20 protein-coding genes are annotated in these 24,053 nt (G+C 39.4%); 4 read left to right on the forward strand and 16 right to left on the reverse strand.

What is annotated here, in order from left to right:
- The first annotated feature begins 38 nt into the window (after window positions 1–38).
- Window positions 39–1,901 (forward strand): 1-deoxy-D-xylulose-5-phosphate synthase, encoded by a 1,863-nt coding sequence (gene dxs / locus L656_RS0115315; RefSeq protein ID WP_024599858.1) that lies wholly within the window; start codon window positions 39–41, stop codon window positions 1,899–1,901.
- A gap of 73 nt (window positions 1,902–1,974) precedes the next feature.
- On the opposite strand, the gene L656_RS0115320 is transcribed toward dxs, so the two are convergent.
- From L656_RS0115320 to L656_RS0115390, 14 genes are all read right to left on the reverse strand, one after another.
- Window positions 1,975–5,061 carry a ligand-binding sensor domain-containing diguanylate cyclase gene (locus L656_RS0115320; protein ID WP_024599859.1) on the reverse strand — a complete coding sequence of 1,029 codons (3,087 nt, stop codon included), beginning with the start codon at window positions 5,059–5,061 and terminating at the stop codon, window positions 1,975–1,977.
- 38 nt (window positions 5,062–5,099) lie between these two features.
- Complete coding sequence (locus L656_RS0115325) at window positions 5,100–5,585, reverse strand: phosphatidylglycerophosphatase A family protein (protein ID WP_024599860.1); 486 nt, start codon at window positions 5,583–5,585, stop codon at window positions 5,100–5,102.
- On the reverse strand, window positions 5,582–6,556 hold the full coding sequence (thiL, locus tag L656_RS0115330; protein ID WP_024599861.1) for a thiamine-phosphate kinase: 975 nt from the start codon (window positions 6,554–6,556) through the stop codon (window positions 5,582–5,584). The genes L656_RS0115325 and thiL overlap by 4 nt, the downstream gene beginning before the upstream one ends.
- 45 nt (window positions 6,557–6,601) lie before the next feature.
- Entirely contained in the window at window positions 6,602–7,012 is a 411-nt protein-coding gene (gene nusB, locus L656_RS0115335) for a transcription antitermination factor NusB (RefSeq protein ID WP_024599862.1), read from the reverse strand.
- A gap of 15 nt (window positions 7,013–7,027) precedes the next feature.
- Window positions 7,028–7,492 (reverse strand): 6,7-dimethyl-8-ribityllumazine synthase, encoded by a 465-nt coding sequence (ribH, locus tag L656_RS0115340; RefSeq protein WP_002961753.1) that lies wholly within the window; start codon window positions 7,490–7,492, stop codon window positions 7,028–7,030.
- Between the two features lie 101 nt (window positions 7,493–7,593).
- Window positions 7,594–8,706: a bifunctional 3,4-dihydroxy-2-butanone-4-phosphate synthase/GTP cyclohydrolase II gene (ribBA, locus tag L656_RS0115345; RefSeq protein WP_024599863.1), complete on the reverse strand. Its 1,113-nt coding sequence runs from the start codon at window positions 8,704–8,706 to the stop codon at window positions 7,594–7,596.
- 29 nt (window positions 8,707–8,735) lie between these two features.
- Window positions 8,736–9,389 carry a riboflavin synthase gene (locus tag L656_RS0115350; RefSeq protein ID WP_024599864.1) on the reverse strand — a complete coding sequence of 218 codons (654 nt, stop codon included), beginning with the start codon at window positions 9,387–9,389 and terminating at the stop codon, window positions 8,736–8,738.
- A gap of 27 nt (window positions 9,390–9,416) precedes the next feature.
- On the reverse strand, window positions 9,417–10,541 hold the full coding sequence (gene ribD, locus L656_RS0115355; protein WP_024599865.1) for a bifunctional diaminohydroxyphosphoribosylaminopyrimidine deaminase/5-amino-6-(5-phosphoribosylamino)uracil reductase RibD: 1,125 nt from the start codon (window positions 10,539–10,541) through the stop codon (window positions 9,417–9,419).
- 164 nt (window positions 10,542–10,705) lie between these two features.
- The gene (nrdR, locus tag L656_RS0115360) at window positions 10,706–11,155 is read right to left on the reverse strand and encodes a transcriptional regulator NrdR (RefSeq protein WP_002961761.1); all 450 of its coding nucleotides are present in this window, start codon (window positions 11,153–11,155) and stop codon (window positions 10,706–10,708) included.
- A 368-nt stretch (window positions 11,156–11,523) separates the two neighbouring features.
- Window positions 11,524–12,780 (reverse strand): serine hydroxymethyltransferase, encoded by a 1,257-nt coding sequence (glyA, locus tag L656_RS0115365; protein WP_024599866.1) that lies wholly within the window; start codon window positions 12,778–12,780, stop codon window positions 11,524–11,526.
- A gap of 269 nt (window positions 12,781–13,049) precedes the next feature.
- A complete protein-coding gene (thrC, locus tag L656_RS0115375) occupies window positions 13,050–14,333 on the reverse strand; it encodes a threonine synthase (protein WP_024599868.1) in 1,284 nt (427 codons plus the stop codon).
- A gap of 11 nt (window positions 14,334–14,344) precedes the next feature.
- Window positions 14,345–15,280, reverse strand: coding sequence for a homoserine kinase (gene thrB, locus L656_RS0115380; protein WP_024599869.1), 936 nt, complete (start codon window positions 15,278–15,280; stop codon window positions 14,345–14,347).
- A 9-nt stretch (window positions 15,281–15,289) separates the two neighbouring features.
- Window positions 15,290–17,707 carry a bifunctional aspartate kinase/homoserine dehydrogenase I gene (gene thrA / locus L656_RS0115385; RefSeq protein WP_024599870.1) on the reverse strand — a complete coding sequence of 806 codons (2,418 nt, stop codon included), beginning with the start codon at window positions 17,705–17,707 and terminating at the stop codon, window positions 15,290–15,292.
- Window positions 17,708–17,935: 228 nt separating this feature from the next.
- Window positions 17,936–18,304: a response regulator gene (locus L656_RS0115390; RefSeq protein WP_007587152.1), complete on the reverse strand. Its 369-nt coding sequence runs from the start codon at window positions 18,302–18,304 to the stop codon at window positions 17,936–17,938.
- A gap of 363 nt (window positions 18,305–18,667) precedes the next feature.
- On the opposite strand from L656_RS0115390, the gene L656_RS0115395 reads away from it, so the two are divergent.
- Together L656_RS0115395 and rdgC are read left to right on the forward strand one after the other, a co-directional pair.
- Window positions 18,668–20,437, forward strand: a complete 1,770-nt coding sequence (locus tag L656_RS0115395) for a sensor histidine kinase (protein ID WP_024599871.1) — start codon at window positions 18,668–18,670, stop codon at window positions 20,435–20,437.
- A gap of 112 nt (window positions 20,438–20,549) precedes the next feature.
- Window positions 20,550–21,467 (forward strand): recombination-associated protein RdgC, encoded by a 918-nt coding sequence (gene rdgC / locus L656_RS0115400; protein ID WP_024599872.1) that lies wholly within the window; start codon window positions 20,550–20,552, stop codon window positions 21,465–21,467.
- 533 nt (window positions 21,468–22,000) lie between these two features.
- Here the strand turns inward: rdgC and L656_RS0115410 are convergent.
- The gene (locus L656_RS0115410) at window positions 22,001–22,237 is read right to left on the reverse strand and encodes a YgjV family protein (RefSeq protein WP_002962663.1); all 237 of its coding nucleotides are present in this window, start codon (window positions 22,235–22,237) and stop codon (window positions 22,001–22,003) included.
- Window positions 22,238–22,525: 288 nt separating this feature from the next.
- Between L656_RS0115410 and L656_RS0115420 the strand changes: the two genes are divergently transcribed.
- The gene (locus L656_RS0115420) at window positions 22,526–23,182 is read left to right on the forward strand and encodes a Crp/Fnr family transcriptional regulator (protein ID WP_002962665.1); all 657 of its coding nucleotides are present in this window, start codon (window positions 22,526–22,528) and stop codon (window positions 23,180–23,182) included.
- 48 nt (window positions 23,183–23,230) lie between these two features.
- Here the strand turns inward: L656_RS0115420 and L656_RS0115425 are convergent, their stop codons facing one another.
- A complete protein-coding gene (locus tag L656_RS0115425) occupies window positions 23,231–23,797 on the reverse strand; it encodes a phosphoribosyltransferase (RefSeq protein ID WP_007377478.1) in 567 nt (188 codons plus the stop codon).
- Between the last annotated feature and the right edge of the window lie 256 nt (window positions 23,798–24,053).

Genomic DNA, 24,053 nt, shown 5'->3' on the forward strand with positions numbered 1-24,053 from the left:
GAATCAAATTAATGTTAGCGAAGGATATAAATAAAACCATGACACTTGATAGTAGCAAGTATCCATTACTTAATTTGGTTGACGAGCCAGCCCAATTGCGCGACTTAGCGCAAGACAAACTCCCTGCATTTAGCAATGAGCTGCGCGATTATTTACTCAACTCAGTATCGCAAAGTAGCGGTCATCTAGCTTCTGGTTTAGGGACGGTTGAACTAACCGTTGCGCTGCATTATGTTTATAACACTCCAGATGATCGCCTAGTTTGGGATGTGGGTCATCAAGCTTATCCGCATAAAATCCTTACTGGTCGTCGCGACCAAATGCACACTATTCGCCAAAAAGACGGTTTGCACCCTTTTCCTTTTCGTGATGAAAGCCAATACGATACGTTTAGCGTAGGCCATTCGAGCACCTCTATTTCAGCTGCTTTAGGTATGTCTATTGCCGCACAAAAAGAAGGTAAAGGTCGAAAGTCTGTAGCCATTATTGGTGATGGAGCTATAACCGCAGGCATGGCATTTGAAGCAATGAATCATTTAGGTGATGTAAAATCAGACATGCTTATTATTTTAAATGATAACGAAATGTCGATTTCTGAAAATGTTGGCGCATTAACAAATCACTTTGCTCGAATTTTATCAGGTAGCTTTTATACAAACATTCGTGAAGGTAGTAAAAAGTTACTCTCAGGAGTGCCTCCGGTAAAGCAACTTGCCAGTAAAATGGAAGAGCACATTAAAGGTATGATGATCCCGGGTACCTTCTTTGAAGAATTAGGCCTAAATTACATTGGTCCCATTGATGGTCACGATGTAAACATGCTTGTTGATACGCTGCGTAATATGCGTAATTTAAAAGGCCCACAGCTTTTACATATAAAAACGCAAAAAGGTAAGGGCTACAAACCGGCTGAAGCCGATCCTATTGGCTACCATGGTGTACCAAAATTCGATCCGAGCACAACTAGTCTTCCTAAATCTAAACCTAGTGCTGCTACTTTTTCAAAAGTATTCGGCGATTGGTTATGCGATATGGCCGAACAAGACAGCAAGTTAATGGCTATCACGCCTGCAATGCGCGAAGGTTCAGGCATGGTACGTTTTTCTAAAGAGCATCCAGATCAATACTTTGATGTAGCTATTGCTGAACAGCATGCCGTTACTTTAGCCGCTGGCTTTGCCTGTGAAGGTTTAAAACCTGTTGTTGCTATTTACTCAAGCTTTTTACAACGTGCGTATGACCAATTAATACATGATGTTGCACTGCAAAACTTACCTGTATTATTTGCCATTGACCGCGCAGGTATTGTTGGAGCCGACGGTGAAACTCATCAAGGTGCGTACGATTTAAGCTTTATGCGCTGCATTCCAAATATGATAATTATGGCACCAAGCGATACCAACGAATGCCGCCAAATGCTATACACCGGTTATAAAACAAACTGCCCTGTTGCAGTTCGTTACCCTCGAGGTAGTGCAGGTACTGCAGACATTGAAAGCACTATGCAACTACTTGAAATAGGTAAGGCGGATACAATTAAGGAAGGCAGTAAAATTGCCATTTTATCGTTCGGTACATTACTTGAAAATGCACAGCTTGCTGCAGATGAATTAGATGCAACGCTTGTTAATATGCGTTTTATTAAACCACTTGATACTGCACTTTTAAATGAGCTTGCAACTAGCCACGATGTAATTGTTACGCTTGAAGATAATGCGATTGCTGGCGGTGCCGGCTCTGCAGTTAACGAATTTTTAGCAACGCTAAAAGCTAATATTAATATCCTTAACTTAGGTATTCCTGATGAGTTTATTAAACACGGCACCCAAGATGAAATGCACAATGAAATGGGACTAGGCGAGCAAGGTATATTAACTGCTATTAAAGCATTTATAAATTAACTTCCTATACATCTAAAGTTCAGCACATTAAAAAAGGAGCCTAGGCTCCTTTTTTAATGTCAAATATTGCTCATCAGCGCATCCACACTTTAATATCAGCTAAACCATTACTTTGTAAAATACCCAATTGTTGATCAACGTTAGAATTTTGTTCAAACTCAAATGCATCAAGCTGATCATCAAACGTAATGTTTGCAACACCATCACCACCGCGCTTTTTAACTTGGTGCAGTGAAATATCCGCTAGGTTAATAGATGTCTCCCAACTAATTACCTGCCCACCTAGAAGTGGTAACGGATAGAATGACCACCCAATTGAAGCTGTAATATTAGTTGTTTTTCCATTTGGTAATTGGAATGAATTAGCCGCGATTACTTTACAAAGATCCGCTGCGTAGCTGTCTATTTTATTACATTTGAAGTCACGTAATAATAATAAAAACTCATCACCACTCCAACGCGCCACATAGTCAGAGCCCTGCGTACGTGAATTTAATAATGCAGCCATTTGTTGTAAGCAGCTATCACCAGCAATTGGGCCGTAGGCATCGTTAATACGACTGAAGTTATCAAAGTTAATAATTACCAGCACCAGTGACTTGCCTTGTGCCTGCAGCGATTGTGAATTACGTTGAAAGTGTTCAATATCTTTAGGGAGTTGATCAAACAAAAAGCGACGACTACGAAGCCCTGTTAGCTCATCTGAGTGACTAACTAATTTAAGCTGTGAATTCACTTGGCCTAATTTATCATTAGCTTGACGAAGCTCTAGGGTACGCTCGGTGATCAAGCCCTCTAATGCTTCTTGTTTTCTGCGCTCTTGCGCTCTAAACACCCAAAAAATGAGATAAAAAAGCAAAATAAAGCCACTGGTAATTAAAAGCCTAAAGTAAATGGTTTCATCAAAGCGCTCAGGCACTACAAAACCGTACTCTACCTCTTGTGCTTTAGCCCAGTCTTCACCCTGGCGTTTTGCTTCTAATTGAAACAAAAACGAACCTGGAGGTAAGTTAGTATAAATAGCTTCACGTCGAGTATTAGCATAGCGCCAGTCACTATCTAAGCCACTTAGTTTATATCTAAATTCAATACTGTTTGGTGCATAGTAATCAATAGCAGTGTAAGTAAGCGTTATATCACGTTCGTCTGTCTCTAATGATGGTTTTTTACCAAGTGCAGCGGTGGTTAAATGACGAAGTGGTGTTGTTATTGTTTCAATTGTTGGCTTTAATGCCAGCACGCCAAATAGCTCTACATTTTTAGGGATTTCAACAACACCTTGTAAGCTTGGATACCAAATAGAATTGCCAGTGTCAGCTACTGCATCATGCCCTAGTCCACTACAACATTGATTCGCTTTACCATCGAGTTGGCGGTCAAAAGATGAAATTACTTCTTCAACTTTTAAGCTTTTTATCTCTGTTTTAAATTGCGCTACAGGCATTCTGTAAACACCTTTCATGGTGCTTACCCAAACATGTTTTAACTTTTCATCATATTCTAGGCTGAATATAGAACCATACGGTAAACCATTAGCTGCATCGAGTTGGCGCCACTGCCCTTGTGTACTTCTGTAAAAAAGCCCATCGTTAAGAGAGCCAATTAAAATACCCACGCCATCTATATGTAGCACGCTAGTTACGTATGCACTTTCAAGTGTTGTTTGGTCACCAATTTTTTCAATGCCACGGTCTGTAAAGTAATATGCGCCTTTACTAGTACCAATCACACCAAAATTTGTTTTATCCAATACGTAGGTAATAAACTTACTACCTAAAAAAGCGTTATATGCAAAAGGTGTTAAACCAGCATAATTTAATCGGTATAAACCACGTCCTGTACCAATCCAAAAACCGCCTTTACTAGAGCGACTTATTGCAAATACCGGGTTATCGCGAAGCGCTCGACCAGGGACTGTATAGAGTGTCTTGTTTTCAAAAACAAATAAGCCACGCCCAGTGGCTATATATAATCGCTCACCGTCAAATTGGAGATCGTGTACTGACGCGTATCCATATTTACTACTTGGAACTAAATTAATAAAACTTTTATCTAAATCGAAATAACCAATGCCACTTTTGTTAGCAACCCACAGTTTTCCATCGGGAGCTTGGCTAATAGCCATAACAGATTCGGTCATATTTGAAACTGCTGAATGCCTTTCTACTCGCCCTTCGTGGGCAAGCCATAAGCCTTCACTAAAACTTGCTAACCAAACGTTATTTTTATCATCTCTAAAAATATCAGCAAACCATATGCTTTGATCAAGTTGGCTTGGCTCTACCCATTGCCACTCACCAGTTTTATCTCTGAACAATAACCGCCCGTAAGTTGAGACCCACAACCCACCATCGGTATCACTCATAAACTTATAAACGGCTGAGTTATTTGCATTAGGTAAAGGAAAAGGTCTTAGTTCGTCATCTAAATCTAAAAAGTATGCACCTAGCTCAGAGGCTATATACAAATTACCATTTAAGAATGATAAATCGTGCACTATGGTTTGCGCTAAGCGCTCTGGTAACGATATTTTAGCGGTAAGTTCTAAACGTAGTTTAGAAAAATCAGATGAATTTTTTGTAAGGCGTAATAAATGACGATCGTTAACCAGCCAAATACCTTCAGGAGAGAGTGCCATTTGGCTAACAGAGCCAACAATTTGGGTAATTACGGTAGCATTTACAATAGGTAGGGGTCCATTTACTTGAGTGCGTAAATCAACTTGCCCTCTATCTACATAGTACAAACCATTGGCTGCAATCCATATGCTGCCTTTAGAGTCCTCAAGAATATCTCTTACTGGACCTTTAATATTAAACTCTTGCGCTGCAAATGTGGCTGGATTAATAACTACTAAACCACTTTTGGTACCCACCCACAACAAACCACTTGAATCGACTAAAAGTTTATTAATACCATTACTAGGCAAGAATGGGCTATTCTGCGTATTGTAGTTTGTAAATGTTGTACCATCAAAACGACTTAAGCCAAACTGAGTACCAAGCCACATATATCCTTGCTGGTCTTGTACTACGCTTTTAAGCGATTGCGAAGGTAAACCATCTTTTATATTCCATTGCTTAACTACGTAATCAGTAATTGAAGCCCAACTTGGTGTCGCGCACAACATCAGTACACAAACCAGTAAAAATCGCATCATATTGCTGCCACCTAGTTAAACAAATCAAATATAAAAAATTAAAAGGGTAGTAAACCCACTTTTATTAACGCCTGTAAGCATATAAGCGAAAAAATGCCCGCTAGTATATCGTCGGCCATAATACCTAAACCACCATGTACTCGCTTATCTAGCATACGGATTGGGCCAGGTTTAGCTATATCAAAAAAGCGAAATAACAAAAAACCCACGAGTAATGTTTGCCAGCTAAGTGCTGCGCCAATCATTGTAATGTAATAACCCGCCACTTCATCCCATACAATAGCAGGATGGTCATGTACGCCTAAATCATCAGCTGTTTTACCACACGCCCATATACCAAATATACTGATCACTACAGCAAACACAATTTGCAGCCATAGTGGATAATACATAGTCATAAAAATAAATGGCAGTGCAGCAAATGTACCAAATGTACCAGGTGCTTTAGGGGCTAACCCAGTACCAAAGCCCAGACCAAAAAACTGATGTGGACGCTTTAAATTAAACTTTCGGTTTTTGTTCAAACCAGCTCCTTTGCAAAATGCTCAAAACCTTGCTGCTTAAAATCAAACTTTTCACCGTTGTGTAAAAGCTCAATTTGGCCATCGCCACTTTTAATTTGGCCTATGCATGTTGCATCTACGCCATACTGACGTAGTTTTATATCTAACATACTTTTATTACTATCAGGTACAGTAAAAATTAATTCGTAATCATCACCGTAACTGAGAATAAATGGAAGCTGCTGATTAAAATCAAGGCTTGCTTGCATTGCATCTGAGGTCGGAATGCTTTCAATGTTCACCACAGCGTTTACTTGCGACATATCTAGTATATGACTTAGATCTGCGATTAAACCGTCCGATACATCAATAGCGGATGATGCAAGGCCTCGTAACACCTGCCCTGCAGCAACTCGTGGTGTTGGAAAGTCAAAGCGTTTATTTAAGTACTTTAAATGCTCTGGCTCAATATTTATACCTTGCTTGCGAGATTCAATTGCAAGTCCAGCATCACCTAGCGGACCCGTAACATAAATCCAATCACCTACTTTTGCACCACTACGGCGAAGTGCAGTACCTTCTGGAACAGTCCCTTTAGCACAAATAGTAATAGTTAATGGACCTTGTGTGGTATCGCCACCTATAATTTGCACATTAAAGTACTCAGCAATTTCATGCATGCCTTCAGTAAACTCTTCAATCCACTGTGGGTCAATACTTGGCAAAGTTAACGCAACTGAAACCCATGTTGGCTCAGCGCCCATTGCCGCTAAGTCACTTAAGTTAACAGCAAGCGCTCTGTGACCTAATGCTCGAGGGGAAATATCATCGAAAAAGTGTACGCCAGCAACAAGAGTGTCTGTTGTAACGGCAAGTTGGCAGTTTTGTGGAACGGTTACTAAAGCGCAATCATCCCCTATACCTAGGTTTACATCACGACGGGTGATCCCGCGACCTTTAAAGTAGCGGTTAATTAATTCAAATTCCTTCATACACAAAAAAGCCGGCCTATGCCGGCTCCCCTCTTTAACGGTTACTTACTTGCGTAAATGCTTAACAGCTTTATCAAGTACACCGTTTACAAATTTATGACTATCTTCAGCGCCAAATATTTTGGCCAGCTCAATACCTTCGTTGATAGCAACCTTGTAAGGTACATCGTCACGGAACTTAAGTTCATAGCTGCTTAAACGTAAAATTGCGCGCTCAACCATATCTAAGTCATTAAACGGACGTGTTAAATGTGGTGATACAGCTTCATCTAGTTGCTTGTAATTTACAGCAACCCCTGTCGCTAAATCTTTAAAGTATTCAACATCTATTTTAGTAACGTCTGTCTCGATCAACATTTGTTGTTCGATATCGGCAATTAGATTGCCACTTATTTGCCAAGAATAAACGGCTTGGAGTGCTAAGATACGTGCTTTACGTCTTGCTGCTGGTTTCACAAAAATTCCTTAAACTTAAATTTTATCTAACACATTAACCATTTCAAGCGCGCCTAAAGCAGCTTCGCCGCCTTTGTTGCCCATTTTGGTGCCAGCACGCTCAATTGCTTGTTCAATGCTTTCTGTGGTTAATACGCCAAATGCAACCGGGATATCATACTCAAGTGATACTTGCGCAAGACCTTTGTTTGATTCGCCAGCAACTAGGTCAAAGTGTGGTGTCCCACCTCTGATCACTACGCCTAATGCGATGATTGCATCATACTCTTTTTTTGCCGCAACGCGTTTAGCCGCTAAAGGTAATTCTACCGCGCCTGGTACATAAATAACGGTAATGTCGTCATCAGATACGCCACCAGTGCGTTTTAGCTCATCAACAGCACCTGCAAGGAGACTGCTACCAATAAAGTCATTAAAACGAGAAATGACAATGGCAAACTTCTTGCCTGGAGCGTACTTATTACCTTCAATAATTTTCATTTGATAACCCTAAAAATAAGTTCAAGCGGTTGCGATTGCGCAAAAATTGCTGCGCATCATACCATAAAAATAAAATAATAGACTAGTTAAAAGCAGAGCGCTTATTGCGGCTCAACGTAATCAACAACTTCTAAATGAAAGCCCGAAAGTGCATGGTACTTTTTAGGCCGACTCATTAATCGCATTTGTTTAATTCCAAGATCTGCAAGTATTTGCGAGCCTACGCCAACAGTACGCGATGTACCTTTAAATTTACGTGGCGTAACACTTTCGCCAGCATCAGCTGCTGCGAATGCTTTTACAGTCGCCTCTAATTCTTCAGTGCTTTCTTGTTTACCTAAAATAACTAAAGCACCTTTGTTTTTAGCAATATAAGCCATTGCTTCTGAAAGGCCCCAACTACGGTCAGCACTTCTATCTGAAAGTAGAATATCGTTAAAGGTACTTTGCAAATGTACACGTACATTTGTCGGCTCTTGCTCTTTTATATCGCCTTTAAGCAAAACGTAATGTAATTGGCCGTCAATTGTGTCTTTGTAAGTAACTAAATCAAATTTACCGTGAATAGTTGGTAACTTACATTTTGCAACTTGCTCAATTGTTGTTTCGTTTAAGTTACGGTATTCGATTAAATCAGCAATAGTACCAATTTTAATACCGTGCTCTTTCGCAAAAACTTCTAAATCAGGGCGTCGTGCCATAGTGCCATCGGCATTAAGTATTTCAACAATAACAGATGATGCTTCAAGCCCAGCTAAACGCGCTAAATCACAACCTGCTTCAGTGTGTCCTGCACGAGTTAACACGCCACCAGGTTGTGCCATAATGGGAAAAATATGACCAGGCTGAACAATATCACTTGGGACTGCGCCTTTAGCTATAGCCGCTTGTACTGTACGCGCTCTATCTGCAGCTGAAATACCGGTTGTAACACCTTTTGATGCTTCTATCGACATTGTAAAGTTAGTCGAAAATGCAGCACCATTGTTTTTAACCATTAACGGTAAATCAAGTTGCTCGCAACGCTCTTGCGTCATGGTTAAACATATTAAACCACGGCCATGAGTGGCCATAAAGTTAATCGCTTCTGCGCTAATATGCTCAGCAGCTATTATTAAATCGCCTTCATTTTCTCTATCTTCATCATCCATTAAAATAACCATTTTACCGGCTTTAATATCATCGATGATTTCTTGCGCGCTGTGTAAATTCATAAATTTGCTCGTGTAAGTTGTCAGTTTCGTTATTTAATAAAACCCGCTTTAGCGAGTAAGCTCATCGAAATATCAGAGCCCGTTGGTTGCTCTGCACCCTTTATAAGGCGCTCTAAATAACGTGCAATTTGATCGACTTCTAAATTAACTTGGGTACCTACTTTAAAATGAGCAATTGTGGTTTGCTCACTCGTGTGTGGGACAATTGTTAATTTGAATTTATTGCCCTCTACAGCGTTTACTGTCAGGCTTATACCATCAATACATACCGAACCTTTGTACGGAATGTATTTCATTAAACTTTCTTCGGTTGTAAGCCAATATTCTGTTGCTCGAGCGTTTGCTGTAATGCTTGTAATAGTTGCTATGCCATCAACATGGCCAGACACTAAATGACCGCCCAAACGCGATACAGGTTGCATGGCTTTTTCAAGATTCACCGTTTGCCCTAAAGCATAGTGAGCAAAACCGGTTAAACCAATCGTCTCGTTAGATAAATCAGCACTAAAACCGTCAATATGTTTATCAACTACGGTTAAGCAAACGCCATTGGTTGCAATGCTGTCGCCTAGCTTTACGTCTTTCATATCAAGATCAGCACTTTGGATACGAATGGCTAAGTCGCCTTGTTTTTTTTGTAATAAAGCAATTTTGCCTGTGGCTTCTATTATCCCAGTAAACATAGCGCTACTCTTTTTTATTAAGTGATTTTAATGAGTTTTTAACGCGGTGATACGTAAATCGTCACCAATGCGCGCACATTCATTAAATGTTAAATCAACGGTGTTTTGCATACTCGTCAATTCAGGAAAATTAACTAAACTTTTTGCATCATGACCCATGAGTTTAGGCGCTAAATAAAAAACAAACTCATCTATTAAATCAAGCTCTGTCATTTTACCAGCAAGTGTTGCCCCAGCTTCAAGCCAAACATTATTAAACTCTAGTTGCCCAAGCTTTTCTAAAACAGCCTGTAAATCAACTTTGCCATTGCTTTCACTTACTTCAATATGTTTTACAAAATGCGGCCATTGCAATGATTTATCAACCTTAGTCGTAAATATTATTACATCACTTTGGATTTTAAATAAAGCAAGGTTAGGCGTTAAACGGTTTTGAGAGTCAATAATAACACGCACGGGCTGGCGAAGCGGTAAATTGGTAGGTAGCGTGCAAGGCAACTCGCTTAGTCGTACATTAAGTTTAGCATCGTCTACTAACACGGTATCGGCACCAGTTAAAATAGCGCAACTTTTCGCTCGGTATAATTGTACGTCTTGGCGAGCCGCTGGACTTGTGATCCACTTACTTTGTCCATTTTTAAGCGCTGTTTTACCATCTATACTTGCTGCCATTTTACAGGTCACATAAGGTAAGCCTTGCTCCATTCGCTTAAAAAAGCCAACGTTAAGTGCGCGTGCTTGTGATTCAAGTAATCCATAAGCAACTTCAATACCGGCATCGCTCAGTATTTTAAGGCCTTTGCCCGCAACCTGTGGGTTTGTATCAACCATAGCGGCAATTACTTTTACAACGCCCGCCTTTTTTAAGCCTTCAGCACACGGTGGCGTACGCCCATAATGACTACAAGGTTCAAGCGTTACATAAGCCGTTGCACCTTGTGCATTATTACCCGCTATTGCCAGTGCATTTACTTCTGCATGGCCTTGACCTGCTAATTGATGAAAACCCTCGCCAATTATTTGATTATTCTTAACTAATACACAGCCAACATTAGGGTTAGGCGTGGTAGTAAACTCGCCTTTTTTGGCAAGTTCTATGGCGCGTGCCATATACATTTCGTCATGTTCGGTAAAAGTAGTTTGGCTTTGCATTGTTATACCAATTGCGTTAAATAAGTGTTCTATTATAGCGCTAAGAAAATAGCGTAATAACAAGGCGAAAATTATGACATATAGTTATTCTATATAAATAATTTTTAACGCAGTGAGTGCGCTATTTAATGCGATAGAATGATCATGTTTTAATAAAATTGGTATTACTCCCCTAAGCGGGCAATCTCTTCGCCAAATTCGCGTATATCTTCAAACGAGCGATAAACAGATGCAAATCTTACGTACGCTACTTTATCGAGCTTTTTGAGGGCTTCCATAATACATTCACCCACCAAATGGCTTGAAATTTCTCGCTCACCCGTTGCGCGTAGTTGCGATTTTATTATATTCACGACTTCATCTACTTGCTCTGTGCTCACTGGGCGCTTTTCGAGTGCGCGATTTAAGCCATTTAATAATTTATCTTCGTTAAATGGTTCACGGCTGCCGTCTTGTTTAATAACACGAGGCATAACCAGTTCAGCGCCTTCAAATGTAGTAAAGCGCTCGTGGCAGTCGTTACACTCACGACGCCTGCGAACTTGATGGCCTCCGCCAACAAGGCGTGAGTCAATAACTTTAGTATCTTTTGCGGTACAAAATGGACAATGCATAGCTCGGTACTTCCGTTTTAAAACAAAAAAGACCGCTAAATAGCGGTCTTTTATCTTAGCAAAAAAATAGGGCCTGTTGACCTTTCAGGATTAAATTTGTTCTATCTAGGGGCGATTTAATCGCGGCGCGAGGTTTGTAACCTAGTGGGCTAAGTAAAAACCGAGCAACAAAGAGTAAATCGCCCCTAGGACGAACCCGAGGGCAGTGCATGTTTGGCATTTATGCTGCGTTATCGCCTATTTGTGTGGAGTAACCACACTACATAGACTCTGCCTTGCCTAAAAACCAAACATACTACTGCAAATTAAACCTCGAAAGATAAACAGGCCCTTAGCCTATGTGCTCTCAATTACTGCTGCTTATGCAATTAAGCGTAAACAGGTAATTTTGCACAAATTGCTTTAACTTTTTCTTTAACTTGCGCCTGTACAGATTCATCAGTGATGTTATCTAGTACGTCACAAATCCAGCCAGCAAGCTCTTTTGATTCTGCTTCTTTAAAACCACGGCGAGTAATTGCAGGAGAACCAATACGCAAACCAGATGTTACAAACGGTGAACGTGGATCGTTTGGCACTGAGTTTTTATTAACGGTGATATTAGCGTTACCAAGGGCTGCGTCTGCATCTTTACCAGTAATATCTTTGTCGATTAAATCGAGTAAGAATAAGTGGTTTTCAGTTTTGTCAGATACGATTTTGTAGCCACGTTCTTGCATAACTGCGACCATTGCTTTTGCGTTTTTAACAACTTGTGTTTGGTATACTTTAAACTCTGGTTGAAGTGCTTCTTTAAATGCCACTGCTTTTGCTGCAATAACATGACATAAAGGACCGCCTTGACCACCAGGGAAAACAGCGCTGTTAAGCTTTTTGTAGATTGCTTCGTCGCCACATGCAGAAATAATCAAACCACCACGAGGGCCTGCAAGTGTTTTATGCGTAGTTGTAGTTACAACGTGTGCATGAGGAACTGGGCTTGGGTAAACGCCTGCCGCAATTAAACCCGCAACGTGAGCCATATCAACAAACAGATAAGCACCGATTTTGTCAGCAATTTCACGGAATTTAGCCCAATCAACAATACCTGAGTACGCTGAGAAACCACCAATGATCATTTTTGGTTTGTGCTCAAGTGCTAGTGCTTCAACTTGTGCATAATCAATTTCGCCCGTAGCTTCATCTAGTCCGTATTGGATTGCGTTGTAAAGCTTACCAGAAAAACTTACGTGAGAACCGTGAGTTAAGTGACCACCATGAGCTAAGCTCATACCTAGTACAGTATCGCCAGCATCTAATAATGCTAGAAAAACAGCTGCATTTGCTTGCGAACCAGCATGTGGCTGTACGTTAGCGTAGTCAGAACCAAATAATTCGTTAGCACGGTCAATTGCTAATTGCTCAACAACATCTACATGCTCACAACCGCCATAATAACGTTTGCCAGGGTAACCTTCTGCGTATTTGTTTGTAAGCTGTGAACCCTGCGCTTCTAGTACGCGTGGGCTACAGTAGTTTTCTGAAGCGATTAGTTCGATATGCTCTTCTTGGCGAGCAGTTTCTTTGGTTATCGCGTCAAATAACTCTGGATCAAAATCCGAAATATTCATGCTACGTTCTAACATTGGGGTCTCCTAGGGCAACGTGTATGGTGTTTTTTAGAGGCTTTATTGTACGCTTTAAACGACTCTTTGCCTACGCTCTTAAGTTGAGGATATTTAAACAGGGATTGAAACTATTTCACAGCCCTTTTAAGATGATATTTTTTTATAAAGCCATAATAATTTTAAATGAATTATATTTACTACATTTAATTAGTAAATATAACTAAATGTATTCATCCGTTTAAAGTTATAAAAAAAGCGGCTCAAGCCGCTTTTTCTTGTAATTTAACTTAGCCTAGTTTATCAAGTATTTCGGTACGTAACGCGTCGTAATCGGCGTTCATATCGCTTGCTAGGCATGGTTTTGCTAGTGCATCAGCAAGTGGTTTTGGCATACCTAATTCAATATTTAGAATACCCTCTACGCTTTCTTTAAACTTAGCAGGATGAGCGGTCGCTAAAAAGATACCCGCGGCACCAGGTGCACGATTTTCAACAAGACCTTGGTAAGCAATAGCAGTATGAGGCTCTGCAATATAGCCAGTTTGTTGAATTTTTTTCATCACGGCTTGCGTGTCTTGCTCGTTTACGCTTGTTGAATAAAAATTATCGTAGCTAAACCAGTTATTATCTAACATTGTTTGTACACGCGGCCAATTGTTTGGCTTACTTACATCCATCGCATTTGAAAGCGACTCAAGTGTTGCATTTGGCGTCCAGTTTTTATCAAGCATAAAGCGCGGCACAGTATCGTTTTGGTTTGTTGTTGCGCTTAATTTACCTACAGGTAAACCAATAACCGCACCAATCATTGCGGCGCACACATTACCAAAGTTACCACTAGGCACTGATATATGCGCTGTTGCGCGTTTTTCTTTCGGTAACTGTGCAATGGCTTCAAAGTAGTAACAAACCTGAGCAACTAAACGGCTAATATTAATTGAGTTAGCTGAGTTAAGCCCAAGTGTTGATTTAACTTCTTCATCTAAAAAGGCATTTTTAACTAGCTCTTGGCAATCATCAAAGCTGCCCTCAACTGCATAACAATGAATATTGTTACCTAGCGTAGTAAATAGCTTTTGCTGAGCAAGTGAAATTTTGCCTTTAGGGTATAAAATTACTACGTCGATATTTGGTTTATTGTAAAAAGCATGCGCTACAGCTGCACCGGTATCGCCCGATGTTGCTGTTAAAATAGTTACTTTTTCATCTTTATTAAACTGCGTTAAACACTCTGCCATAAAGCGACCACCAAAGTCTTTAAACGCAAGTGTAGGACCATGAAACAGCTCTAAACAGTATGTGTTATCTTGTACTTCCACCAGCTTAACGGGAAAGTTAAATGCATTTTTAACCATTTGTGCCACAGTATCGCTTGGTAGCTCATCTCCAATTAGGTGAGATAATATTTTGCCGCTGCGCGTAACAAAGTCCATATCAAGCAATGCATCAACATCGGACAGTGGGGCTAGTGATTCTGGAAAAAATACACCTTGGTTACGACCCAAACCTGTTTTTACGGCTTCAACGAACGACACTTTTTGTGAGCTATCTTTTAAATTATGTAATTGCATGACTACCTATCCTATAAAACTGTTAGTTGACGCGTGCCGTCGTTATCTAATTTACAAATGTGGCAAAAGCCTTGCTCGTTAATGTAATTGGTTTCTAACCACTGCGCGCATTGCTGTGCAGCTTCAAGTGTTTTACATACGCTAAACAAGGTGGGTCCTGCGCCCGAAATACTGACTATTTCAGCGCCCAGCGCTGGCAAGCTTGCTTTGGCTTCACTAAAACCTTTAATAAGCGGTGCGCGGTAAGGTTCTGCTATTTCATCTTTCATTATGCTTAGCGCATCGTCAAAACGATTAGTTAACAGCAAGCTACTAAATGCCGATAAACGCTGAGCAAACTCAACACTTGCATGCATGCTCAACTCTTTTGGTAAAACAGAGCGCGCTTTTGCGGTATTAAGCGAAAAACCAGGAAACGCAGCAACGTAGTACCAGTTTTCATCAACAGGCAGTGTAATTGATTTATCAGGAATTAAATCACCAGTTAACTGCAAACCACCTAAATAACATGGCGTGATGTTGTCGTAATGACGACCGCCGCTTACTACAGCTTCAAAGTCAGCCATCAGTTCAATAAGCTCAACCTGACTTAAATTAGTTTTTGCAAACTTATCAAGGGCAGCAAAAGTAGCCACAACCGAACACGCACTAGAGCCAAGTCCAGATCCAATTGGTAAGTTCTTTTTAAGCTCGAGCTTTACGCTTGGCATATTAGGCGCAACATGCGCTCTAAAATGCACTAAGCACTGGTACGCTAAATTTTCATTAGCATCACTTGGTAACTTGTGAGCGTACTCGCCTGTGCAAATAAATTCGTCGCTTGGTGCTGCGCTTACAACGGCTACATCGCCTAATAAACTGCCATCAATTGGCGCAAGCGCTGCGCCAAGTGCATCAAAACCTACAGCAAAATTACCAATAGACGCCGGAGCATATACTTCAATCATAACGATCTCCTAGCGCGATAACGTTTTTAAAATATCAGCAAATACACCTGCGGCTGTTACTTCTGAGCCAGCGCCATAACCACGAATTACAAACGGACGTGGCTGATAATATTGGCTTAAAATAGCCAGCGCGTTTTCACCATCACGAATGACACTAAGTGCATGTTTGGCATCTACTGCTTCAATACCTACTTTACAGTGGCCTTCTTTAATTGTGCCTACATAGCGAAGTACTTTGCCTTCACTAGCAGCACTTTGAATAAGCTTGTTAAAATCAGCATCTAAGCTTGGTAGTTTTGCCATAAACTCATCAACGCTATCGCCCTGTGCAAAACCTGATGGTAATACAGACTCAACTTCAATATCGCTTAACTCTAATTTCATACCGGCTTCGCGAGCAATGATCAATAACTTACGTGCTACATCGGTACCCGATAAATCATCACGAGGATCGGGCTCAGTAAAACCGCTTTCTTTGGCTTTAATAGTTGCCTCAGAAAGTGATAAACCATCTTGAAGTGCGCCAAACATATACGAAAGTGAACCTGATAAAATACCGCTAAACTCTAATAACTCATCACCCGCACCAAATAATGACTGTAAGTTGTCGATTACTGGTAAGCCTGCACCTACGTTTGTTTCGTATAAAAATTTACGATTATTCTTTTGCGTTGCTGCAATTAAATCTTGGTAATACGTGTATGAGCTTGTTGTTGCTTTTTTATTGGCAGCAACCACATGAAAACCTGCATTTAAAAAGTCTACATACTGCGCAGCAAGTGCATCCGACGACGTACAATCAACAAGTACAGGATTTACTAAATGATTTTGCTTAACAAACTGCTCTACTAGTTTTAAATCAAATGCCTGCTCAGATGAGGCCAATTTTTGCTGCCAATCGCCAAAAGCAATACCTTCACTATCTAGGTGTAATTGACGAGAGTTAGCAACACCATACAAGTTAAGTTTAATATTACGTTTTTCAAGCCACGCTTGCTGACGCTCAAGCTGATTAATAAGCTCTTGCCCTACTAAGCCACAACCTAGTAAAAACACATCAATTGACGGCACATGCGTGAAAAAGTTTTCATGGCATATTTTCACGGCGTCGTTACATAACTCACCATCAATTACCGCAGAAATAGCACTTTCTGTAGAATCCTGTGCAATTGCCACAATATTTACTTGAGCTTGTGCAAGAGATGCAAAAAACTTAGCCGCTAAGCCACGGTGCGCGCGCATGTTATCGCCCACTAAAGTAACAATGGCTAAATTGCGCTGCACTTGTACAGGCTCAATAAGCCCTGCTTGTAACTCAAGCTCAAATGCAGTTTGTAGCGCGTCAAGTGCAAGTGCTAGGTCTGTTTCGTGCACACAAAAGCTAATGCTAAACTCGCATGATGACTGAGTGATTAATACAATTGATACGTTATCGTGAGCAAGCGCGTTAAATACCTTAGACGCCATACCTACTTTGCCTTTCATGCCTGGCCCTGAAACAGTTAACATTGCAAGGTCTTGTAGGCTCGAAAGCGCTTTTACTGGCTCATCTGATGAATAATCGTTACCAATTAATGAGCCTTGTGCGTCTGGGTTATGCGTATTTTTAATTTCGCACGGCACGCCCGCTTTAGCACATGGTAAAATTGTTTTAGGGTGAAGTACTTTTGCACCAAAGTAAGAAAGCTCCATCGCTTCTTTATAAGATAAAAAATCTACTTTAGTCGCTTTTTTAATATAACGAGGATCAGCACTGTATACACCATCAACGTCTGTCCAAATTTGGCAAATTTCAGCTTCTAAACATGCTGCTGCAATTGCTGCTGAGTAATCTGAGCCATTACGACCAAGCGTTGTAAGCTCACCTTTATCATTACTCGCTGTAAAACCAGGCATGATATAAATAGTTGCAGGGCTTTCTTTAAGCACAGCTTGAAAGCGCGCTTTACTTGTTACTAAATCAGCCTCTGCATCAATGTAGCCACCCGTTGAAGCAATGCAGCTGGTTGCTTCTAAGTATCTTGCATCATGCGAGCTCAATAAAGCCTGCATTAAAGAAACGCTCACGCGCTCTCCAAAGCTAATCACAAATGCGCGAACCTGATCAGGGCAACACTGTATAAGTGACACGCCATCTAGTTTATTTTTAAGCTCGCCTAAGTTTGGCCAACTTGTAACTACACCACCACTTTTTTCAACGTCAGCTTTTAAACCTTCACAGCGGCTAACCAATGCTTGCCATTGCTGCGAAAAATCTGAGCCTTGCTCTGCGGCACTTGCAAGTGCAACTAGCGAATCGGTCATTCCACCGGGAGCAGAAAGTACCAATAACATTTCATCTTTTAATTGTGCTTTAACTAGCTGAGCTACCTGTTGTAAGCATGCATAGTCGGCAAGCGAAGACCCACCAAATTTTAAAACTCGCATTGTTTATGTTCCTCATCCCATAAAACGAAAAAAGGCCTGTGTTCTAAGTGAACACAGGCCTTTAAATTTGTTGCACCGACCTATGCCACTATCCAGTAAGAATGATGGTTGTAATAATTATGGTCAGTACGCGATTAATTGTTTTCATATGTTAAGACTGCCTTAACAAAGGCTATGCTGTCAACCCTAAATCAAAAGATAAAACATCCTTTTTTAACATGAAAAAACCTAATGAATGCCAAATTTATGCAATATTTCGTTTAAGTTAGATTTATTGATAGGTTTATCGATAAAGTCTATTGCGCCAAGTTGAGCGACTCGTTGCTTCATTTTCTCTTGTATATCGGCGGAAATAACTAAAACAAAACACTCTATTTTTTCTGTTTTTATAGTCTCGAGTACTTGTATACCATCAACTTCGGGCATCGTGAGGTCTAAGCATAGCAAATCAAAGCTTTGTGCCCGTAAAAGTTCTAGAGCATGCGCTCCATTTGTAGCTTGTTGTATTTGAGCGTCTATACATTCATTCAAACACCGCACAACTTGTTTACGGGCGACTGCAGAATCGTCACAGACTAATATCGAAAATTTCATCATGTTTACTACTACACAACCATCAAATTTATTAAAAGGTTACTAAAATACCTTCCTTCGCATTTTAGACACTTTAACACGCCTCCAAGCACTCAGCGCATTAATAATTTAATACAATGATAAATATAGAATAAATCCGTTTAAGATATAATTAACCAAGGCAAATACCAATAAAACCTTAAATACTTAATAGATAACAAACTTACTAACTCATAGCTTGTTTTAATTGCTTTGATGCTACACGCCTGCTTTTTGGGCTTATCTTGTTAAATTTTAACTTTTTTATTTATTTTTAGAGGTTTATTGACTAACTTTTAAATTACTATCGTAACGTTACAAAAATAATAAAGGATGAACAAGTCACTCATGTTACAAAAAAGTCTTTCTAAGAAGCTGCTGACTAGCGTTTTATCCGTCTATTTTTTGCTTACCTTTGTAGTGACTTGCGGACAAGTGCTTGCTGAATACGTTAATACTAAAGACTATATCCGTGATGAATTGAGTACATTACAAAAAACCTTTAGTCGCAGCTTAACACGCGCTATTTGGGAACTTAATACCAAGCAAACAATTACAACAGCAGAAGGTCTACTCGCCATCCCCATGATTGAAGGGATTATAGTTCGAGATGACAGCGGTGAAATTATTTCACAGCTAGGACGTTCGCTCGATATACATAAACTATATAACCAACAATTAGTACAAGAAGAAGTAATTTTAGAAGATAGTAAATCGGGTTTATTTGGTTATACCTTTCCACTTATTTTCGAATTTTCAGGCCGTGCAACCCAAGTTGGCGACGTTACCTTATTCTCAAGTCGAGAAGTTGTTTTTAGCCGCATTATGGTATCAATCTACTTTTTGATTGGTAACGCAATGATTAAAACCACTTTTTTGATCATTTTATTTTTAATGGCATTTAGAAAACTTCTTACAGACCCTTTAGCTGAGCTCACTGAGCAGCTAGAAAATTTAGAACTGGATGAGCTAGAAGGTCAACACATAGAAATAGAAACAGAGGAGCATAACGAACTAAAAGTGATGGAGCAGTCGTTTAACAAACTAATTGATAAAGTAGTTCAGTATAGAAAAGAGCTGGAACACACCCAAAAAGAACTCATTATAAGTAACGAAAAGCTCGATCAGCACAACATACAACTTGAACAAGATGTAGCCCGTAAAACATCAAATTTAAGCCAAGCAATGATGGATTTACAGCAGCAAAAGTACGAACTCGAAAAACAAAAAATTGTACTCACAGAAGAAGTTGATTTACGCCGAAGTACAGAACAAGAACTAATTACAAAGCAAACTGAATCTCAGCGTTATATAGAAGAGTTGAGCCTTGCACAGGAACGTTTATTAGGCACAGAAAAAATGGCCGCGCTAGGTGGACTTGTCGCAGGTATTACACACGATATAAACACCCCTATTGGTATAGGTGTAACGGCAATATCATTTTTACAAGAACGCTTAAATAAACTCGAAAACGCTTATACCGAAAAAACGCTTTCGCCAAAAGCACTAGAAGAATTCATTAACGAAGCGAAGCAAAGCGCTAGCTTACTAACAACTAATTTAGATAGAGCCTCTGAACTTATTGCTAGCTTTAAACAAATAGCGGTCGATCAGGCCAGTGAGGCAGTGAGAACAATTAACTTCAAAGATTACACTAACGAAGTCATACGCTCACTGCACCCAAAATTAAAAAAGACATCTCATACTATAAAATTAGAATGCCCAGATGATTTAGTTTTAAATTTACCCGCAGGGGCTATAAGCCAAATTTTTACTAACCTAATTATGAACTCACTTATTCATGGCTTTGAAGGTAAAAGTAACGGTGTAATGGATATTAAAATCAGCGCAGATGACACCAATTTAACTATTGATTACAAAGATGATGGGAATGGCGTTACCAACGAGCAATTGAAAAAATTATTCGACCCATTTTTTACTACCAAGCGCGATGAAGGCGGTAGCGGATTAGGTACCCATATAATGCTTAATTTAGTTAAGCAAACCCTAAGTGGATCGATTGATGCAACGAGTGAACCAGGCAGAGGTCTGCGTTACTATATTCAATTTCCGAAGAACATGGCTAAGCCACTGCCTATTTTTGATAAATATGAATAAATAAAACTACATGCGTTAAATTTGTTCATATTCAACGGTAACAAATCAGTCATTTCGAGATACTGTTTTTATTGCTATGATTGTACAAATTTTTAAATGGATCAATTCCCCTATGTGGTTTAGTAACCTTATTTGTTACCGCTTTAAGCAAGACGTTTCATACACTCAAGAAGATTTTGATAAAGCATTAGAGCAAGATTTATTTCGCCCATGTACTGGTCAAGAGCTTGCAACATTTGGTTGGACAAAAGCATTTGGAAAACACGGCGAAACGCTAGCTCACTTTTCTCAAAAAAGTATTTTAGTTTGCGCTAAACGTGAAGAAAAAGTACTCCCTGCTTCTGTTATCAACGAACTAGTCGCTGAGAAAGTTGATCTGATAGAAGCTGAAGAAAACCGCCCAGTTAAAAAGAAAGAAAAAGACGAATTAAAAGAAAACATTCTTCATACTCTTCTACCTCAAGCATTTAAAAAGTCGAGCTTACAATTTGCCTTTATTGACCAAGAAAACGGTTGGGTTGTTGTAAATAGTGGCAGCTTTAATAAAGCAGAAGAGCTACTAGCACTACTTCGTAAATCGCTAGGAACGCTTCCGGTTGTACCTGCGTTTGCTAACTACGATTTAGATGTGTTTTTAACTGATTGGTTAACTAACTTTAGTACACCAGAAGGCTTTGCTATTGGCTCAGACGCTGAACTTGAAGAAGCAGACGACAGCGGCGCACAAGTAAAGCTCAAAGGTCATGACCTATCGTGTGATGAAGTTAAATCGCATTTAGAAAGTGGTAAACGCGTAACTAAACTTGCACTTGATTGGCAAGAGCGTCTTAAGTTTATGCTACAAAACGATGGCTCTATCAAACGTTTAAGCTACTCTGAAACTCTAAAAGAAGAAAACGCAGATATTCCTAAAGAAGATATGGCTTTAAAACTTGATGCTGACTTTATTTTAGCTTCTGAAGAGATAAAGCAATTACTTGAAGAACTAACTGCTGGCTTAGGTGACGTTGAAGATTTAGAAAAAGCGTAAATACCTAAATACCATAGTACCAACCTGCGTAAATATTTAACGAGTTAAATAGCCCCATATATAAGCAGGTTGTTATAACAGATAAAAATCCGATAGCAGTTTACTGTTATCGGATTTTTTTATGGAATTTTTTGAAGCACTTATTTATATATTTATTAACCGCGAACAGAGTTTATACCAATCTGCTTATATACGGGGTCTATTTAACGTTGAGAAAATTACGCTAGAACTAGGCAAAAATTTTTGTATCTAGTTGTTCTAAATAAAAAATTTTTAACGACGTTATAGTGCAATTTAATTCGTTAAATTGATCAAAGATTTATGCAGGTTGGTATTAGCTAACGTTCGACGTATTAAAACCTATGGTAATCACCTTTCAAATAGGAGGTTACAGAATGGTTCAAAGGATCATCAAGATAAGTTATGTAGAGTGATATGAGATTATCTATATACGCTTCAAGCTGGACTGCACAAAAACTAAAGTTTTTGATTTTAATTAAAACCATTAACTTACTTTGTGCAGATAACTTATTTTAGCTTTTAGCGTCTTCAACTTTAGGTTGGCGATATATTTTTATAATGTGGTATAAATTTACAAGCGACAATAAGCCGTTGGTAAAAATAACAGGCACTGCGCCAATGGCAACACCGTATGCAGTAAATACAATACAACCAAACATGTTGTACCAACGTAGTTTTACTACATCTGTCATTGTTAACGATGCAACCAATAAAGCTGATGCAATATAACCTAAATATTCCCAACTCAATTGTTCTCTCCTAGCCTTTAGGTTAGCATTACATGTACTGCTAGCTTATGGCACTTATAAGTATTGCAAAGTTACAACAAAATAAAAAAGCTAACCTGCTTAAAAAACCTGAAAAAGTTTGCCGGAAAATACCAGCAAATTCTTAAATCATTACACGGGAAATGAAGGTAAAATAATACTCTTAGCAAAGCTAATTATATTAATAGCAAGTTAGCGTAAATTCTTAGTGTCTTAATGCTATCGTCATTAAGATGTAATAAATAGGACAAATGTCCGAAGAGCACATTGATGTTTCAATACCATTTTTCTAGTTACCTGGTTGATCAGCTTTTAACCTTTGCCGGTAGTAGCTATCAACAATCAAAAAAAGAAGTCCTGATCCATCAAGATCAGCCTTTAAGCAAGCTTGTGCTTGTACGCAGTGGCACTGTGTCGTTTAGTTACGACGTAGGTAATGGACGACGCCTGCTGTTAGGACAATTGGATTGTAACAACACCCTTATTGGTGAAATAGAAGCGCTAAATAATAATCCGTGTATATATACGGTAACGTGCTTTAGCGATGTAACTTATAACCTTATTGAATTAAGGCATTGGCGTGCTCTACTGCTTGAAAAACCAGAACTAAGCTTATACACCGCACAAACTATTGCGGCTAAGTTTCAGGAAAACCAAAAAATCAATTTAGATAAGTTATTACTACCACTTAGCTATAACATAGCTAAAGATTGCTTACTAAGGGCCGAGAACAACAACCCTACGCTACTTAGAGCCTACCCAACTGTAAATGCTGAAGCCGAACGCTTTGCTACCACTGAGCGAGCTTACAGACGTGTTGTTACAGAACTCGTAGAAAAAGGCTTGGTACTTAGAAGTAACGATGGCTTACAAGCCGTCGATATTCCAAAGCTAAGTGAATATGTAGATAGCTTTGCTCAGCTTTAAAATAAAAAAAGGCCTTAACGGCCTTTTTTTATTTATACAAATTACTAATTACTTCTCTAGCAAAATGTCATGAATTTTCGCAAGATCAGATTTACCAGCAATAATTTCATCCGGTGTTAAACCCGATAGTTCATGCGGGAACACTAACCACTCTTCAGACTCATGAATATAATAATCTGGAACAGTGTCTACTTTTGAGTTTTTTGGCTTGTAGTACGGACATGCAATACGAATATCACGTGGCAAGTTTAAGCGCATAAGCTCTGAAAGCTTTTCTTTTAATGCAACAATACTACGACCTGAGTCAAACACATCATCAACAATTAGTAATGAATCACCTGCATTTGCGTTCTCTACAATGTAATGTAAGCCGTGTACTTTAATTTCTTTCGACTGCTTACCAATACCGTAATAAGACGATGTACGTACTGCAATGTGGTCAGTCTCAATGCCTTTGTAATCGTAATACTCTTGAACAGCAATACCGATCGGTGCACCACCTCGCCAAATACCAATAATAAAATCAGGACGAAAGCCATCTTGGTATACTTGTGCCGCTACGCGGAACGAATCTTCAAGCAGCTGTTGAGCTGTGATGTAGCACTTATCTGACATAATTAGAAACCCCAGTGGTGGATATAAGATTTGAGCGCAGCTTAGAGTTAAGCAAAAATTAAACTCAAACAGGTATTGGCGACGGATTTTACCGTAAATGAAATAAAATTGCTTGTCTGTAAATTAAAAAATAGGCACCCGAGGGTGCCTATTTTTAGTGTAAAAAGCGTAATTTAGTAAATATTATGCTTTTTCTTGTAAAGTACGAGCAACCGTACGCATACCTTGCGTTGTTGCGCCCGCTGCCCATTGGCTT

The sequence above is a fragment of the Pseudoalteromonas sp. TAE56 genome (assembly GCF_000497955.1).
Classification (GTDB): Bacteria; Pseudomonadota; Gammaproteobacteria; order Enterobacterales; family Alteromonadaceae; genus Pseudoalteromonas.